This window comes from Pollutibacter soli (assembly GCA_029269725.1).
GTDB classification, from domain to species: Bacteria; Bacteroidota; Bacteroidia; order Chitinophagales; family Chitinophagaceae; genus Pollutibacter; species Pollutibacter soli.
The window spans coordinates 489,059-503,370 of the sequence record JARJHS010000002.1 but is presented as its reverse complement, the minus strand read 5'-3'; the positions used below and the strand labels follow the sequence as shown (position 1 = coordinate 503,370).

The window sequence follows — 14,312 nt, the reverse complement described above, 5'->3', positions numbered from 1 at the left end:
AGCTGATCTTTTTTAACCGTATTATGCGTCTTCCTCTGCGAAACGACATCAAACTATTTTTTTACACCCGTCTTCCCTAACTCTTCCCATGTCCAGGGTCTGTTCCTTGTTTCATTTTTCTTCCTGATTTTCTCAACATCTTCCGGTTTTACAATCATCCAGTTCATAAAACCTTCTGACATTTTAGGAAAGCTCCGGAGACAAAGATCAAACCTGATAAAGCTGCATACGGAAGCTATCCATTCATTGTCATTGGCCTTCATCGGTGGCATGATATCGGGATAAGTTTTTCCATCAACTGGTCCACTGAGACCATGCAGCAATATTTTTATCAGTTCTTCTTTCTTCTCGACCAATTTAAATTTACTGACCAGCGGAGGTGCAACCTGTGTTGGAAGGCCTTGCCCCTCAGAGCCGTGACAACTGGCACATAGTGATGAAAAAATCGCTGCCCCGTTTAATACTCTTTTTCTGTCGGCTTCTTTGAGCACCACCAGTGTAGATCCATATTTTTTTGTTTCAATATTTTTTTCAAACATTTTATTAATTGCGGAAAACATCAACGTGTCTTTGCCAGCCGACATAATTTGTGCTGCAACCGAATGAAGATCTTCATGGTTGGATTTGTTCATTGTCAGAACCAGTTGTTCACGTACCAGGTAGCTTTCATCATCTGCCAGATCTTTCAATTTCGAAATCAGTTCCGTATTTCCGGTATTGAGCATGTGCTCACTGATCCAAACCGCTTGTTTTCTCAGTTCAGGTGATCGATCGTTCAACACAGAAATAAGCAACTCTTCATCAAGTGCATTCAATCCTTCCAATGTCCATAATGCGTGTATACGACCAAGTATTGAAACCGCTGATCCGGTGGAATTAGATTTTCCTGACACCATTTCTTTCAGATTCGTTACAACAGATTTATCGCCGCGGATAACTAATTCTTTCTGCGCATTGTCCCGCCACCAGCCATTGGGATGTGTAAGAAAAGCAACCAGTGAATCAGATGGGAGATGCAACATATTCGGCTTTGGCCCTCTTTTGAAATCATCATGTACAAGACGGTATATTCTACCCCGTGAAATATTCTTATCCAGGTTTTTTTGTTTGATCTGGTCAAACAAATAAGTTCCTGGCTGAGCCCAGGTAGATTCCTGGATAATGCCACGGTACATATCCACGATATAGAGGCACCCATCCGGACCTGTATAGGTATTCACCGGCCGGAAATTCATATCGGATGAAGCAATAAACTCGTCCTGTTCGTATACTTTTTTAAGGCTTACCCTGCCATGATTACTGATAATTTTAGCCCTGCGTATAATTCTACCTACTGGCTCAGCAGCAAAATAGTCTCCGCGCATATTCACAGGTAAACGGTCGCCGCGAAAAACCGATTGCCCGCATACAGATGTAAAACGCTCTAATGTACTGTCCGGCCGAAGCCCGGCAGGCCCACCATTGACATCAGCGTTATTGCCAATCGGCCAGATAACACGGAAAACAGAATCTTCATATTTATTTTCCTTCTCCAGCTGGCCGTATGACGGATTGATCTCAAACCCGGTTGCAGCCAGACCTGCTGCTGCGCGGCTGAAATACAACCTCCCGAAATCATCATGTGTCAGCCCCCATTGACCATTATTTCCATAGAAGAGCGTATCGGCTACCAGTCTCCCGTTTACATAACGGAAACGCACAGGGTCTGTTGTCAGGTAAATATAATTGTCCAGGTTCCAGTCGAATCCGCTTCGTTGATGTTCAATATTTCCGTAGGAATTTTTTCCCGGATTGTACACTGCACGTTTGATATCGGCCCGACCATCATGGTTTGTGTCACTGTATGCAAAAACGTCAAAACTGTTTGTTTCATTTACGAGTAATTCTTTGCCGACACAAAGTATCATGCGAGGAGCCATCAGTTGATCTATAAACACAGAACTCATATCCATCCGGCCATCATCATCTGTATCCTCCAAAAGCATTACCCGACTTCGTGCTGTGTATTGATCCTTTGCATCGATGGTTTGCATATAGGTTTCCATCTGGGCTACATACATTCTGCCATTTCCGTCCCAGGCAATTGCAGTAGGCTCTGATATCATCGGTTCGCTTGCTACCAGCTCCAGGTGATATCCCACCGGTATCCGGAATGTCCTCAAACTTTCTTCCGGCGATAAAGGAACTGTGTTGGATTGCTGATTTACTACCCGCGGAGAATTAAACCCAGGCTCATTCATCTCGGGTGTTTTTGTTCCTTTCTCAACATCATCATTCGCCGGAACACTGCATAAGGTTAAAGAAAGAATGATCAATAGCAACACTGAAAACACGATCTGCAACCTGTTCATGGAAAATCATTTAAGCCCTTTCAAAAATATTGAGCCTGTTCAATGATAATGAATAAATTATTTCCGGGCGAGTAATAATAATTATGTCTGTACCCGGACCCCGGGCAATGAAGACATAAGTTACCGGCCGTCATTTTTCATCAAAAATCTCTTGCAGGAATCAGTTTCATCTATTAACTTTGAATTGCAAAGTACTTTTTGAAAAGTCTTTGCGTTATTATAACCGGCAACTTAAACAACAGAAACAGCCACATGCCGAACCAAAAAACAACACTATATATGAAAGATGAAATTCTTTCCAATATGGGAAATCCCATACAGCTGGAAAAGCTTTACAGGTCGGATAAAACAGCATTTAAAAACGCTTTTAATGTACTTTATCCCGAACTGGTAAATAGCAGCGCCACCACCTTCTGGCATGCGCGGCTCAACTTTTCACGCGAAGAAATTTCCTGGGGTAACAGAAAGGAACTGATTTTTATTATCCTGGGTTGTATCCTGGCAGGTGTCATTGCAAGAATTCCTGACATCTTCCAGATTGACAAGGATTATTTTTATCCGCGTAATGTAGGCTTTATCGTTTTTCCTGTCCTGTCCGCGTTCTTTGCATGGAGGAATAAATTATCTGCAGGCAAATGCGCATTTATTGGAGCAGCCACATTAGCGGGTCTGATCTTCATTAACTTATTACCCAATAATGGCCACAGTGATACAGTAATTTTATCCTGCGTGCATTTGCTTTTATTTCTCTGGTCGATACTTGGCTTTTCATTCGTTGGTGGTAAACATAATGATGTTGAAAAACGCCTCGGTTTTCTGAGTTATAATGGTGATCTGATTGTAATGACCACATTGATTGTAATTGCAGGTGCGATTATGACGGGAGTAACGATTGGGTTGTTTTCTCTTATCGGTTTTCAGATTGAAGAGTTCTACTTTGAAAATATTGTTGTGTTTTTACTTCCTTCCGCTCCCATTCTCGGAACATTTCTTACACAAACCAATCCTCAGCTGGTAGGAAAAGTTTCACCAGTGATTGCAAAAATATTCAGTCCGCTGGTATTGATCATGCTCGTCATATATCTTGTCGCTATTCTTTACTCAGGAAAAGATCCATATAACGACAGAGAATTTCTCTTCCTGTTTAATGCCTTGCTGATCGGTGTTATGGCGATAATATTTTTCTCTGTGGCAGAAGCCTCACGGTCAGGTAAAAGTCAGATGGAACTCTGGGTTTTGTTTCTTCTTTCGGCTGTAACGATTATCGTAAATGGTATTGCCCTCTCCGCCATCATCTATCGCATTTCAACGCTGGGAATAACACCGAACCGCGCTGCTGTTTTTGGAGGAAATGTTTTAATCATGATTAATCTATTGCTGGTGACTTTTCAGCTATTAAGGGTATTGAGAAGAAAAACAGAAATTCCAACTGTCGGATCAGCGATCTCTGCTTATCTACCCGTATATGCAGCGTGGACAGTCGTCGTGACATTCATATTTCCTTTTCTTTTCGGTATGAAATGAATAAAGATGGAGGTCTGTGTTGTCAACGGATTTCTTTTTTGTTTTTACACTTTGTTTTTCAAAGTGCTTTGATTTGATAATAATAATAAATAACTATCGAATTCAATAAAAATCAGATGAAAAAGATGCTTCACGAACAACATGCAAACCCAGTTCATGATTGTACCGGGTTTCGCCGGGCAAGTAATTCCCGCAATCATTTGTTACTTCTGCTTCACCTGGCAGTTATAGTAGTTGCGTTGTTAGCCGCTGCCCGATCAACTGCTCAGGATAAAGCCGCTGAGGTGGACAAAATTTTCGACTGGACAAGTCCTACATCTCCTGGTTGCGTGTGCGCAGTTTCGCAAAATGGAACGGTTGTAATAAACAAGGCATATGGTTCTGCTGACCTGGAGCGTGATGTTGCGCTGACACCCAACGCTGTTCTCGATGCCGGCTCTTTGACAAAACAGTTTGTTGCTGCAGCCGCACTGATACTGGTTGAAGAGAAGCTCATTTCACTTTCTGATGATGTCCGGAAATACATTCCTGAACTTCATGATTATGGTCAGAAAATCACTATCGACAATTTGCTTACGCACACTTCCGGCATCCGCGACTGGACAGGAATAAAACCACTTTCCGCATCCAACGATGAGGTACTTAAAATCATACTTCGTCAGCGTAGTCTCAATTTCAACCCCGGAGAAGAATGGTCCTATTCAAACAGTGGGTTTGTCCTGATGAAAGAAATCATAGCGCGGGTGAGTGGAAATTCCTTCTCTGCATATACAACTAAAAAACTTTTTGAACCGCTGGGGATGAAGTCGACAAAATATGTCGAAGACATGCGTGACGTGATTCCCAACCGCGCCCTTGCTTATGATAAAGATGGAGGTCGATGGAAGATAGCGATGCTGATGGATAATGAACGCGGTGGCGGCGGAATACTGACTACAGCCTCAGATCTGTTGATCTGGAATGAAGCAATAGCCGGGAAAAAAATCAGTGCTTTTGTAAGTGAAAAAATCCAGGAACCAGCTCAGCTGAATAACGGCAGAAAACTTAGCTATGCACGTGGGTTGTTTCTGGATTCGACAGATCAGGGTACTGCATTCTGGTGGCACGGCGGAAGCGCGGATGGATATAAATCAGTATTGGTTCGTTTTCCTTCCGAAAAGATTTCTATAGCGATCATGTGTAATTCCGGGGATAACACCGACCGGATTGGATTCGCTCGAAAAATTTATACTCTCTATGCGCCAGCAAAGACAGCATCTGGCAAAAATAAGGTTGTTCCACCAGTCGTAATCAATGGTGCTGACACGACAATTATCAAAATCGACGATAAAGCAGGTCTGTTTTTTAATGATGTCACTGGTGAACCATTGCGGATCGGGGTTTCCAATAATAGTCTGCGCATAGCAGGAGGACCGCGCATGACCACCGTTACAAAAGATCATTTTAAATCGAATGGAACAAATATTGAATTTATGTCCAACGACGAATTCGATTTAAAATTTATTAGTTCGGATAAACTGGAATTAAAAACAAAAGAAGGGAAAATAAAATCCTATCACAGGTCAAAACCCTTGACTTTGTCGGAAACTGATTTGAAGACATTTGCCGGAAGATTCGTAAGCGATGAAATTGGTGCAGCATTCCGGATTGAAGTAAAAGGAAAAGCATTGTCTCTTCATCTCGAACACGGGCCCGGACGTACACTTGAGTTTACATCTGTCGATACCGATACATTCCAGGCCAATCGTATGTTTCTCCGCTTTCAAAGAGACAAATCAGGAAAAGTGATCTCGCTGGAATATACCAATCCGGTTTTGAGGAATGTAAAATTCGTCCGGTTGAACCAGCAGAACATGAACACTGGTTCAGTGGGTTTTAATTAGGGCCTGCTGATTAAGTGAACGCAGCCGGCGTTTTTCGATTGTTGTTGTTCGTTGAAAAGGTGTGATTTGCAGAAATGTCTAATACAGAATCCGGAGTATAAATCCGAAGTGAGTGCCAACCAGATGCAAAGGTTTCACGCTTTGACGTTTACATCCTTGCAGACACGGACAGCAAAATCCTTTTGTAATTCAATATCCGCCAGGATTTGAACAACAAATAGCTATCCCGAATTAGTAACAAAACACAAACGTGTAGTATTCAATCTTAATATAGAATAATGACTTACAAAACTGAGCTGACATTAAAATATAATACCTTAATCGGGAACTTTGTCAGCTGCACATTTGGAATGATCGCAGCCGCTATTGGTGTACTGAATATGTTCTGGGGCAATGATCCTTTTTTTGGAATTTTTATTTTTTTCCTTGCATTTCTATTCTTTCCCCCGCTAACACAACTGATTAAAAGGATTACAGGATTTTCGCTTTCTCCGCTGGCGAAAATGATTCTGGCGCTTTTTATTCTATGGATTTCACTTGGAGTGGGAGAGCTTTTGGGTAAAATTGATCTGATGTTAAAAGACTTTTAATAAATCGGAAATGAGTTTACTGGTGGAATTATGCCAGTTAAATTCTTTCACCGGATTTTTCCAGAACCAGGTCTTTGTTAAAAAAGTGGATAAAACTGATGCTAACAATTTCGTTTCAATAAAAAAAGGATAGTTTAATCCAATACTTTCAATAACTCATCGATCAGGCTGTGGTATCCTTCTGTATCTGAAGGTTTATCCATAACAAGTACTGCGCCTGAACTTAAACCCAGTTTTACCAGGCTTGAATCTATATATGTGGAATAAATCATCACGGGGATATGTGCATGGTACCCACTGCTTTTTAATATCTGCAGTGTTTGTAGTCCATTGCATTTAGGCATATTCTGATCAAGTATAATAGCATCAGGCAAATCGATGTTTCCTGAAGCCTGGCGGAGACGTTCCAGCAAAACTTCGCCATTTTCAACAGGCGGTAATAAATCAATATCTGTTCTATCTGAAAGGAATTCAAAGAATAATTCCTGGTCATCGGGATCATCCTCAGCCAGTAAAATTTTTTTACGCATGTCTTTATTCAATTCATTCCTGTTTTAACGGCAGGAGGAGAAGAAATTCTGCTCCCTGCCCCGGGTTACTTCTCGCTGCTACAAGGCCGTTATGTTTTTCAACTATTTTCTTTGTAATAGCAAGTCCGATGCCGGTTCCTTCATAAGCATCTTTAGAATGCAGACGCTCAAACAATTCAAAGATATGTTTACCATATTTCTTATCAAAGCCTATCCCTTCATCCCTGATACTGATGAGGCAATAAGGACCATCTTTCTTTTCCGGGCTTTCAAAGCTTTTGCTGGCAAGTCTGCGGGAATGAATATCAATAACCGGGGGCATTCCTTTTTTTGCAAATTTCAATGCGTTTGAAATTACATTCTGAAGTACCTGTCTGATCTGACCTCGGTTGGCATCCAGTACCGGTAAGTCTGCAATTCTAATTTCTGCCTTTTTTTCCTGGATGATAAGTTCGAAATCTTCAAGTAGTTCTCCGAGAACTTCCCGTATGTTCACCTGTTTTATTTCCTGTTCACGTGCAGAAAGTTTTGAATAATTCAGTACATCGACTACGAGCGATTTCATCCTGCCTGCCGATTCAATGATTTTACCGATGTACTTTTTCCCTTCCGCCGTAAGATCCTGGTTATATTTTTCAAGTAACAATTTCGAGAAAACCTGAATCTTTCTCAATGGTTCCTGCAAATCATGCGAAGCTACAGAAGCGAACTGCTGCAGATCTCTATTGCTTACTTCCAGATCACGGTTGATTTTACCGAGTTGAGTATTTGCATTCTCCAATTCCTTCTGCGCTTTTTTCTGGGCAGAAAGGTTATTAACGATTACACTAAGGGCGGTAGTTGTTTCAAGCCGAAGTGCAGCCAAAGATATCTGAACCGGCGTTTTATCATTGCCTGCCTTAAGCATGAGCTCAGTTTTCGCAGGCGCAGTCCAGCTTGTTTCAAGAATATTCCTGAAAACATCCAGGTCTTCAGGACTTATAAAATCAAACAAAGAACTTCCAATGATGTTATTCAAAGGAAACTGCACCATTTCCGCAAACTGCGAGTTACAATAAAGTATCAGCCCTTCATTATTGATTGTAAGTGCACCTTCAGTCATTTGCTCAATAAATACCCTATAAGCCAGATCGGCAGACTTCAAAGTATAAAGCGCATTACCTGTGTCACTTTCAACAACTATTGCGTCAATCATACCCAAACGAATTGCTTCAATGGTTTCCCTGGCTTCAAATAACTGATGGCGGAGTTCCTCCATCTCCTCTTTAAAACTGATCTTTTCACTTTTATGATTCTGCATATATGCCCAGCATTTGCAATACCTTTCTGGTATCTGATAAATCGCCTATGCATCTCCGTTCAGGCAGAGGTGCTTTTTTAATCAACAATGGAAGAGCCACGAGCTGTTCGTCTTTTGCAATGGTCGGTTGCTGATAAACATCTACTACCTGGTATTTATATCTTCCTTTCAGATATTTGTCACATATGTTTTTCAGGTTGATGATTGCCGTGGTTGAATGTGGTGATGCACCTGTTATAAAAAGTATAAACACAAAAATATCTGCTGTTAAAGATTTTTCTGAATCGGGGTGCAGTGGTTTTTTTTTCATTTTTATTTTTTAAGTGGCCTGAGATTAAGGCCAACCAATACTCTCTCCTCGTTTGAAAGATCCCCGATAATTTTCCGTATTGGAACGGGCACTTTGCGAACCAGGGTAGGAATCGCGAGTATCTGATCTCCTGCTGCCAACTGCGGTTGTATCAAAAGGTCAATAACTTCCAGTGAGTACAACCCCCGCAGATGTTCCTCACAATATCTTTTCAGATTCTCCAGGGCCGTCATCGACTTCGGCGTGTTCCCGGCAATGTATAGCCGAAGTTCCCACCGTTCCGCTGCTGGAGACGATTTTTTCACAGCCTTTTTTTTATTTGTTTTTACCATTATCTTTTCTTTTTTGTATTAACTTTTTACGGGCCTTTTCCAGCACATCCTTTTTAAGATCCTCTTCGATATAAACACGATTCAGGTCGTCCCTGACTGAGTCAAACTCTTCGTTTAGAGCAGCAATCTTTGATTCGAGCACTTTACGTTTTCGATCTATCGCCTTGTTATTTCTGCTCAATGCGTAACCTCGCAATTCGCTTCCAGTTTCATTTAACAATTCCTGCGACTCGCGTGCGCTTCCGGTGAGGACGCCTTCGGGACCGATAAAAACATCCACCAGTGTCAGGCCTTCATCGGTTATCACAAATTCACGTATGCGGTTGGAATGTTTCATACCGCGCGACTTCATTATGTACAAACCTTTATTACGTTCTCCATTAGTTTCTATATCCTTTACTGTTATCCAGGCATCCACAAGAGATGATACTCCTTCATCACTTTTCTCAGTAATAACAGAATTCAGATTCAATGCAGTGAACATACCGGTAATGCCTTTGGATTGCAGGTAATCGAGCAGGCGCATCAAAAATAATTTTACGTCGCCCAATATTCCGGTAGTGAGGAGATTACTGATCGGGTCTACAATCACCAGCTTTGGATTGTATTCCTGGATTTTCTTATGCATGTTGACAAGGTGCATCTCAAGACCATACACAGTAGGTCGCGTCGCACTGAAGACAAGTAAGCCGGCATCTACATGTTTTTGAAGATCCAGCCCAATAGACCTCATATTCCTGATGATCTGCTGCGGAGATTCTTCAAATGCAAAAAATAAACAGCGTTCATTTCTGTTACAGGCCGCGTTAACAGTAGTGGCAACAATACTTGTTTTCCCTGTGCCGGCTGTACCGGAAACAAGAATAGAACTTCCCTTGTAAAAACCTTTTCCTCCCAGCATTTCGTCAAGTTCGGGTATGCCTGATGAGACCCGCTGTGTGGATACTTTATTTTCAAGCCTGAGAGAAGTAACCGGTAAAACAGATATACCATTTTCATCTATCAGGAAGGGATATTCATTTGTTCCATGAATCGAGCCCCGGTATTTAACCACCCTTAACCTTCGTGTTGAAATCTGATTTTCTACACGATGATCCAGCAGGATCACACAATCTGAAACATATTCCTCGAGGCCCTGCCTTGTTAAAGTGCCATCACCTTTTTCAGCTGTAATAATTGTAGTGGCACCGATTTGTTTCAGCCAGTTAAACAATCGCCTCAGTTCCGCCCTTAGTATTCCGTCGTTCGTCAAACCGCCGAAAAGATTTTCAATCGTGTCGAGCATCACCCGTTTTGCACCGACAGTATCTATGGCATGTTGAAGTCGAATAAACAATCCGTCAAGGTCATATTCACCCGTTTCTTCAATTTCATTCCGTTGAACATGTACATGATCAATAAAGATCTTCTTCTCTTTCTGCAACTTTTTCAGATCAAAGCCCAACGATGCTACATTTGTTTCCAATTCCTCCGCTCTCTCTTCAAAACTGATAATTACACCAGGCTCGTTGTAGTCCATTGCTCCATGCACTATAAAGCCAACTCCAAACAAGGTTTTACCGGCACCTGCAGCGCCACAAACGAGCGTTGGTCGTCCTAAGGGAAGCCCTCCTTCGGTAATTTCATCCAGGCCTTGTATACCAGAAGGGGTTTTACGAAGAAGCTCTCCTGTAGTTTTGGTATTTTTTTTCAAATTCATATGCACCGGGTATTTGAGTAATACACAGCACATAAAATATATGCCGCAACAGCTAATACCAGGGCTGATATTTAAAAATTGGCCGAACTTTTACATCGAAATTGTGGAAACCGTGGCAAAATTTCCACCCGTAGATCAGATTCTACAACTGGTATGTTAATTTCCGGTATGCTGTAAAAAATTGTCAGAGTATTGCGTCGATGTTAGATCACGACAAGACCTAAAACTGGTATTTCACACCAAGCGTGGTATAAATTTTCATTGCATCCTTTTCAATCAAATTATAAAATACATTGGCCCTTGTTCCAACCGACCATCTTTTTTTAATATTCCACCAGAATTGCGGATCGCCAAAAAATGCAAATTTTTTACCCGATAACATCGGCATATCGCCTTTGTTTTTGTTTTCAGTCCAGAATACGAAACTTCCTGCCGTAAAAAATTTCCAGTCATATAATCCCCGGCCAAAATAAAAAGTGAATTGCGGATCATAACTGGGTTTGTCAAACGCATTGTACCTCACGGAAATATTTGCTGACATCCAGGCACCTTTCCATTCAAAAGGATATGACAATCCTATGCCGTAAGCATTGGCGATATTGAAACCAAAACCTGTTAGCGTAATCCCCAGTCCTCCACTGTAATTCAGGTACACATTTAATTTTGGTTTCCAGAAGCACAGCGTTTGTGAAAGCTGGGTGAAGATCTGCCCGATATTTCCATCTATTCTATTGAAATCGGCCTGCATCTTGAAAAGGAAAGCACCTGTACCATTGGTGTCAACGAGTTTGAAATATTCGAAACTGAGCGATGGGAAATTCTTTTTATTGAACTCCGTTGAACCCGCCTTCTGCATGAATCCCGTTGAGAAAATCATTCAAAGTTTGTTCTGTCTTCAGCTGTAGCTTTTTTCTGAGCCTGTACCTGCTGATCTCAACACCGCGAACAGAGATGTTCATCAACTGGGCAATTTCTTTGGAAGTAAGTTTCAATTGCAGATATGTACAAACTTTAAGATCTGTAGTGGTGAGATTTGGAAATTTTGATTTCAATGTTTTGATAAAATCATTGTTTATTTCATCGAAATGTGCGGCAAACTGTTCCCAGCTGGAATTGTTTTTTTCAATTTCATTCACCAGCTGGATCGCCCTCTTTACATCATGATCACCGCCTGTTTTTTTATGCAGACGTTGTAATTCATCTTTCACTTTCACAAGCGCATCACTTCTTTCCACCAGGTGCATACTGACGTCTGCGAGTTCTTTATTCTTATAGATCATTTCATTTACCAGTTTTTCATTCTGTAGTTGAATGATCTCTTTTTCATTTTTCTCTTTTTCCAACTGGTGTATATAAATAAGACGTGCCTGTTCTTCCTGAAATTTTAATTGTTGCTGCTGAAACTTTTTTGTTTGCCACTGATATAAAACATAGAATATTCCGAAAGCAATCAATAGATATCCAAGGTAGGCCCAAACTGTTTTATACCAAGACGGATTAATCATAAAGTGGTAACTTATCGTCTTGGATTCATTACCCAGGTTATCAAATGCCTTCACCATAAAAGTATAAGTCCCTTCCGGCAGATTGGTATACTCCTTTTCAGTTTTTGATGTGGGTGCTGACCAGCCGGGGTCGTATCCTTCTAACTGGTACCGGTACTCGATATTACTCTGTAACCCAAATGAAGGCGAACTGAATTCAAAATGAAAAGAATTATTGCTGATAGGAAAATCGGGTATATGATCAGGTTCTGCCTGTTCCGTACTGTCTTTACCAACGGCAAAGTATCCTCCAAAAATCAGGCTGTCAGTTTTTCCTGAACTCCTGACCTGTGTTATTAATATTTCTGGTTTTGTCTTCGCTCTTATATACTTACTGTAATTCAGGTGAATAATTCCTGTGTTGGAAGCGATGAAAACATTTTCATCATTATAAGGATAGATGTTTTCAAAACCCGACAATATTTTGCCCGTTAATTCCGGGAAATAAGTGAGTTGAGGTGTTTTTGTTTTTCCTGGAAAATTCAGAACACCAATTTTTTTTCCTGAACAAAACCAGATGTTACCGTTTGCATCTTCATTCAGGTATTGCAGAACAATTGTACCAAACCGATCAAACAGTAGCGGTGATTTTATAAATTTTTTTGTTGATGCATCAAACTCATACACCCCTTCTTCAGTAGCAAACACAACCCTGTTTTTTATCCGGAACACATTATTTCTGAAAGTGGAGGGCAGTCCATCTTTTTCTGTAAAAAGCTCATAACTGTAAGAATGCTGATCTTCAGAAAGTGTAATTCTGTAAACTCCTCGATATGGATGTGATGCCCAGATAATGCCATTGTTATCCATCGCCATAAACCTTAGCGATTCGTACATTCCCCTGATCTCACCGCGGTTGATGAATTGTTTATTATCACCAAACTCGATCATGGTGAGACCAGCATAGGTTCCGGCGAGAATGTTTTTAGCTGGCGAAATCCGGGTGATCGGCATAAAAAGCCAGGCACCGGCATTATCGGTTAGTCTTTCCGCAGTGTTGTCATGAACAAGATAACTTCCATTATGATGACCCAGCAAAAGTTGCTGATTGACTTCGTCCAATCGCCAGGCCTGTCCGCTGCTGTTCTTCAATTTTTGAAAATCGCCTTTGGAAAAACTCAGGTCTTTTGCAACTCCCGCCAGTGGCGCAAAATAAGCTCCATCAGAAGTTGCGATATACAGTTTGTTTTCAAAAACCCGCGACGAGTAACCGGCGAGCTCATCGGGTTTCGATGGTTTGATGTATTTAATAGATGAGTTATAAGCGATAAAGCTGATCCCATTATCAAGTCCCGCCCATAGATTGTTTTCCCTGTCCAGAAAAACAGAGAGGATATTGTTGTTCTGCAATCCTTCCGAACGTGAAATTTGTTGTACCAGCTGACCAGCTTCATTTATAATTATACAGCCCTGTGATGTTGTGCCCACTACAAATTCGCCCGCGTTGATCTGATCGAAACAATAGATATGTCCGTGGATAAAAAGATTATCCGCATCGGTTTTCTTCCGGATCAAAGTTCCCTTATAATACAGATACAGGCCATCGTTCGGAGAACTGATCAGTATACTATCATTACTTAAAGCGACAATCCCGGTGATCTCAAAAGGAATTGGAGTTGGGGTTCCATCAAGTGGCTGCCATTGGTTGGAAACAAATTCCATGAGACCGAGCGTTTTATCCTGGGCTATCAGTTTATTTCCGGTTTTCTTCATGATCTGCCATCCATTGGTCGCCGGATAATTCTGGATCACCCCATCTTTCAATTCAAAAATCCGGTCCCATGTTCTGAAAAAAGCAGAACGACCAAATACTTCGATATCCCAGACATCAGTAAAGGAGTTGTATTTCTCAGGAATGAGCTTTTTTAGTGATGTATACTTCAAAATACCCTGTACATCAGGTGAAAAATAACCTAACTCATCCTGTCCTCCCGCATAAATCCTGTTGCCGTCTATAGCCAGCGATCTGAGAATACTCCGGTTTGGTTGGGGATATAGCTTCCAGTAATTGCCATCATAAACAAGAAGACCTTCATTGTTTGCGAAATACATCCGGCCGGATGAGTCCTGCCGCACATCCCAGCTCTGTGTGCCTCCCTGGAAATGACTGTTATTAGTGAAGTTGAGGATCTGTGGTAAGCCGATAGTATTCTGGCCCCGGCCGGTTAGCGAAGCAAGCAAAATCAAACAAGCCGAAATCCAGGTTTTCATAAAAAGTAAAGGTAAACATTGCTATGATGTAGTAAAGA

Annotated in this window: 11 protein-coding genes; 3 read left to right on the top strand and 8 right to left on the bottom strand. The window is 41.3% G+C overall.

Annotation, left to right across the window (positions count from 1 at the left end; translation table 11 throughout):
* Positions 1-53: 53 nt before the first annotated feature.
* Positions 54-2,351, bottom strand: coding sequence for a DUF7133 domain-containing protein (locus P2W82_RS06630; protein ID WP_336515066.1), 2,298 nt, complete (start codon positions 2,349-2,351; stop codon positions 54-56).
* Between the two features lie 252 nt (positions 2,352-2,603).
* Here P2W82_RS06630 and P2W82_RS06625 point away from each other — a divergent pair, with 252 nt between their 5' ends.
* From P2W82_RS06625 to P2W82_RS06615, 3 genes are all read left to right on the top strand, one after another.
* The gene (locus P2W82_RS06625) at positions 2,604-3,875 is read left to right on the top strand and encodes a hypothetical protein (protein WP_336515065.1); all 1,272 of its coding nucleotides are present in this window, start codon (positions 2,604-2,606) and stop codon (positions 3,873-3,875) included.
* 116 nt (positions 3,876-3,991) lie between these two features.
* Positions 3,992-5,758: a serine hydrolase domain-containing protein gene (locus P2W82_RS06620; protein ID WP_336515064.1), complete on the top strand. Its 1,767-nt coding sequence runs from the start codon at positions 3,992-3,994 to the stop codon at positions 5,756-5,758.
* 278 nt (positions 5,759-6,036) lie between these two features.
* Positions 6,037-6,348, top strand: coding sequence for a hypothetical protein (locus P2W82_RS06615; protein ID WP_336515063.1), 312 nt, complete (start codon positions 6,037-6,039; stop codon positions 6,346-6,348).
* 134 nt (positions 6,349-6,482) lie between these two features.
* On the opposite strand, the gene P2W82_RS06610 is transcribed toward P2W82_RS06615, so the two are convergent.
* The 7 genes from P2W82_RS06610 to P2W82_RS06580 form a co-directional block, all read right to left on the bottom strand.
* Positions 6,483-6,878, bottom strand: coding sequence for a response regulator (locus P2W82_RS06610; RefSeq protein ID WP_336515062.1), 396 nt, complete (start codon positions 6,876-6,878; stop codon positions 6,483-6,485).
* A gap of 13 nt (positions 6,879-6,891) precedes the next feature.
* A complete protein-coding gene (locus P2W82_RS06605) occupies positions 6,892-8,178 on the bottom strand; it encodes a sensor histidine kinase (RefSeq protein ID WP_336515061.1) in 1,287 nt (428 codons plus the stop codon).
* Positions 8,165-8,488, bottom strand: coding sequence for a circadian clock KaiB family protein (locus P2W82_RS06600; RefSeq protein WP_336515060.1), 324 nt, complete (start codon positions 8,486-8,488; stop codon positions 8,165-8,167). The genes P2W82_RS06605 and P2W82_RS06600 overlap by 14 nt, the downstream gene beginning before the upstream one ends.
* A gap of 2 nt (positions 8,489-8,490) precedes the next feature.
* Positions 8,491-8,820 carry a circadian clock KaiB family protein gene (locus tag P2W82_RS06595; RefSeq protein ID WP_336515059.1) on the bottom strand — a complete coding sequence of 110 codons (330 nt, stop codon included), beginning with the start codon at positions 8,818-8,820 and terminating at the stop codon, positions 8,491-8,493.
* The gene (kaiC, locus tag P2W82_RS06590) at positions 8,804-10,519 is read right to left on the bottom strand and encodes a circadian clock protein KaiC (protein ID WP_336515058.1); all 1,716 of its coding nucleotides are present in this window, start codon (positions 10,517-10,519) and stop codon (positions 8,804-8,806) included. Before kaiC ends, P2W82_RS06595 begins: the two co-directional genes overlap by 17 nt.
* 220 nt (positions 10,520-10,739) lie before the next feature.
* On the bottom strand, positions 10,740-11,375 hold the full coding sequence (locus P2W82_RS06585; RefSeq protein WP_336515057.1) for a DUF5020 family protein: 636 nt from the start codon (positions 11,373-11,375) through the stop codon (positions 10,740-10,742).
* Entirely contained in the window at positions 11,344-14,274 is a 2,931-nt protein-coding gene (locus P2W82_RS06580; RefSeq protein WP_336515056.1) for a ligand-binding sensor domain-containing protein, read from the bottom strand. The genes P2W82_RS06585 and P2W82_RS06580 overlap by 32 nt, the downstream gene beginning before the upstream one ends.
* Positions 14,275-14,312 lie beyond the last annotated feature (38 nt).

Excerpts from the sequence above, each read along its gene's own strand:
- P2W82_RS06630 (WP_336515066.1), bottom strand. The coding sequence starts at position 2,351 with ATGAACAGGTTGCAGATCGTGTTTTCAGTGTTGCTATTGATCATTCTT.
- P2W82_RS06625 (WP_336515065.1), top strand. The coding sequence starts at position 2,604 with ATGCCGAACCAAAAAACAACACTATATATGAAAGATGAAATTCTTTCC.
- P2W82_RS06620 (WP_336515064.1), top strand. The coding sequence starts at position 3,992 with ATGAAAAAGATGCTTCACGAACAACATGCAAACCCAGTTCATGATTGT.
- P2W82_RS06615 (WP_336515063.1), top strand. The coding sequence starts at position 6,037 with ATGACTTACAAAACTGAGCTGACATTAAAATATAATACCTTAATCGGG.
- P2W82_RS06610 (WP_336515062.1), bottom strand. The coding sequence starts at position 6,878 with ATGCGTAAAAAAATTTTACTGGCTGAGGATGATCCCGATGACCAGGAA.
- P2W82_RS06605 (WP_336515061.1), bottom strand. The coding sequence starts at position 8,178 with ATGCAGAATCATAAAAGTGAAAAGATCAGTTTTAAAGAGGAGATGGAG.
- P2W82_RS06600 (WP_336515060.1), bottom strand. The coding sequence starts at position 8,488 with ATGAAAAAAAAACCACTGCACCCCGATTCAGAAAAATCTTTAACAGCA.
- P2W82_RS06595 (WP_336515059.1), bottom strand. The coding sequence starts at position 8,820 with ATGGTAAAAACAAATAAAAAAAAGGCTGTGAAAAAATCGTCTCCAGCA.
- kaiC (WP_336515058.1), bottom strand. The coding sequence starts at position 10,519 with ATGAATTTGAAAAAAAATACCAAAACTACAGGAGAGCTTCTTCGTAAA.
- P2W82_RS06585 (WP_336515057.1), bottom strand. The coding sequence starts at position 11,375 with ATGCAGAAGGCGGGTTCAACGGAGTTCAATAAAAAGAATTTCCCATCG.
- P2W82_RS06580 (WP_336515056.1), bottom strand. The coding sequence starts at position 14,274 with ATGAAAACCTGGATTTCGGCTTGTTTGATTTTGCTTGCTTCGCTAACC.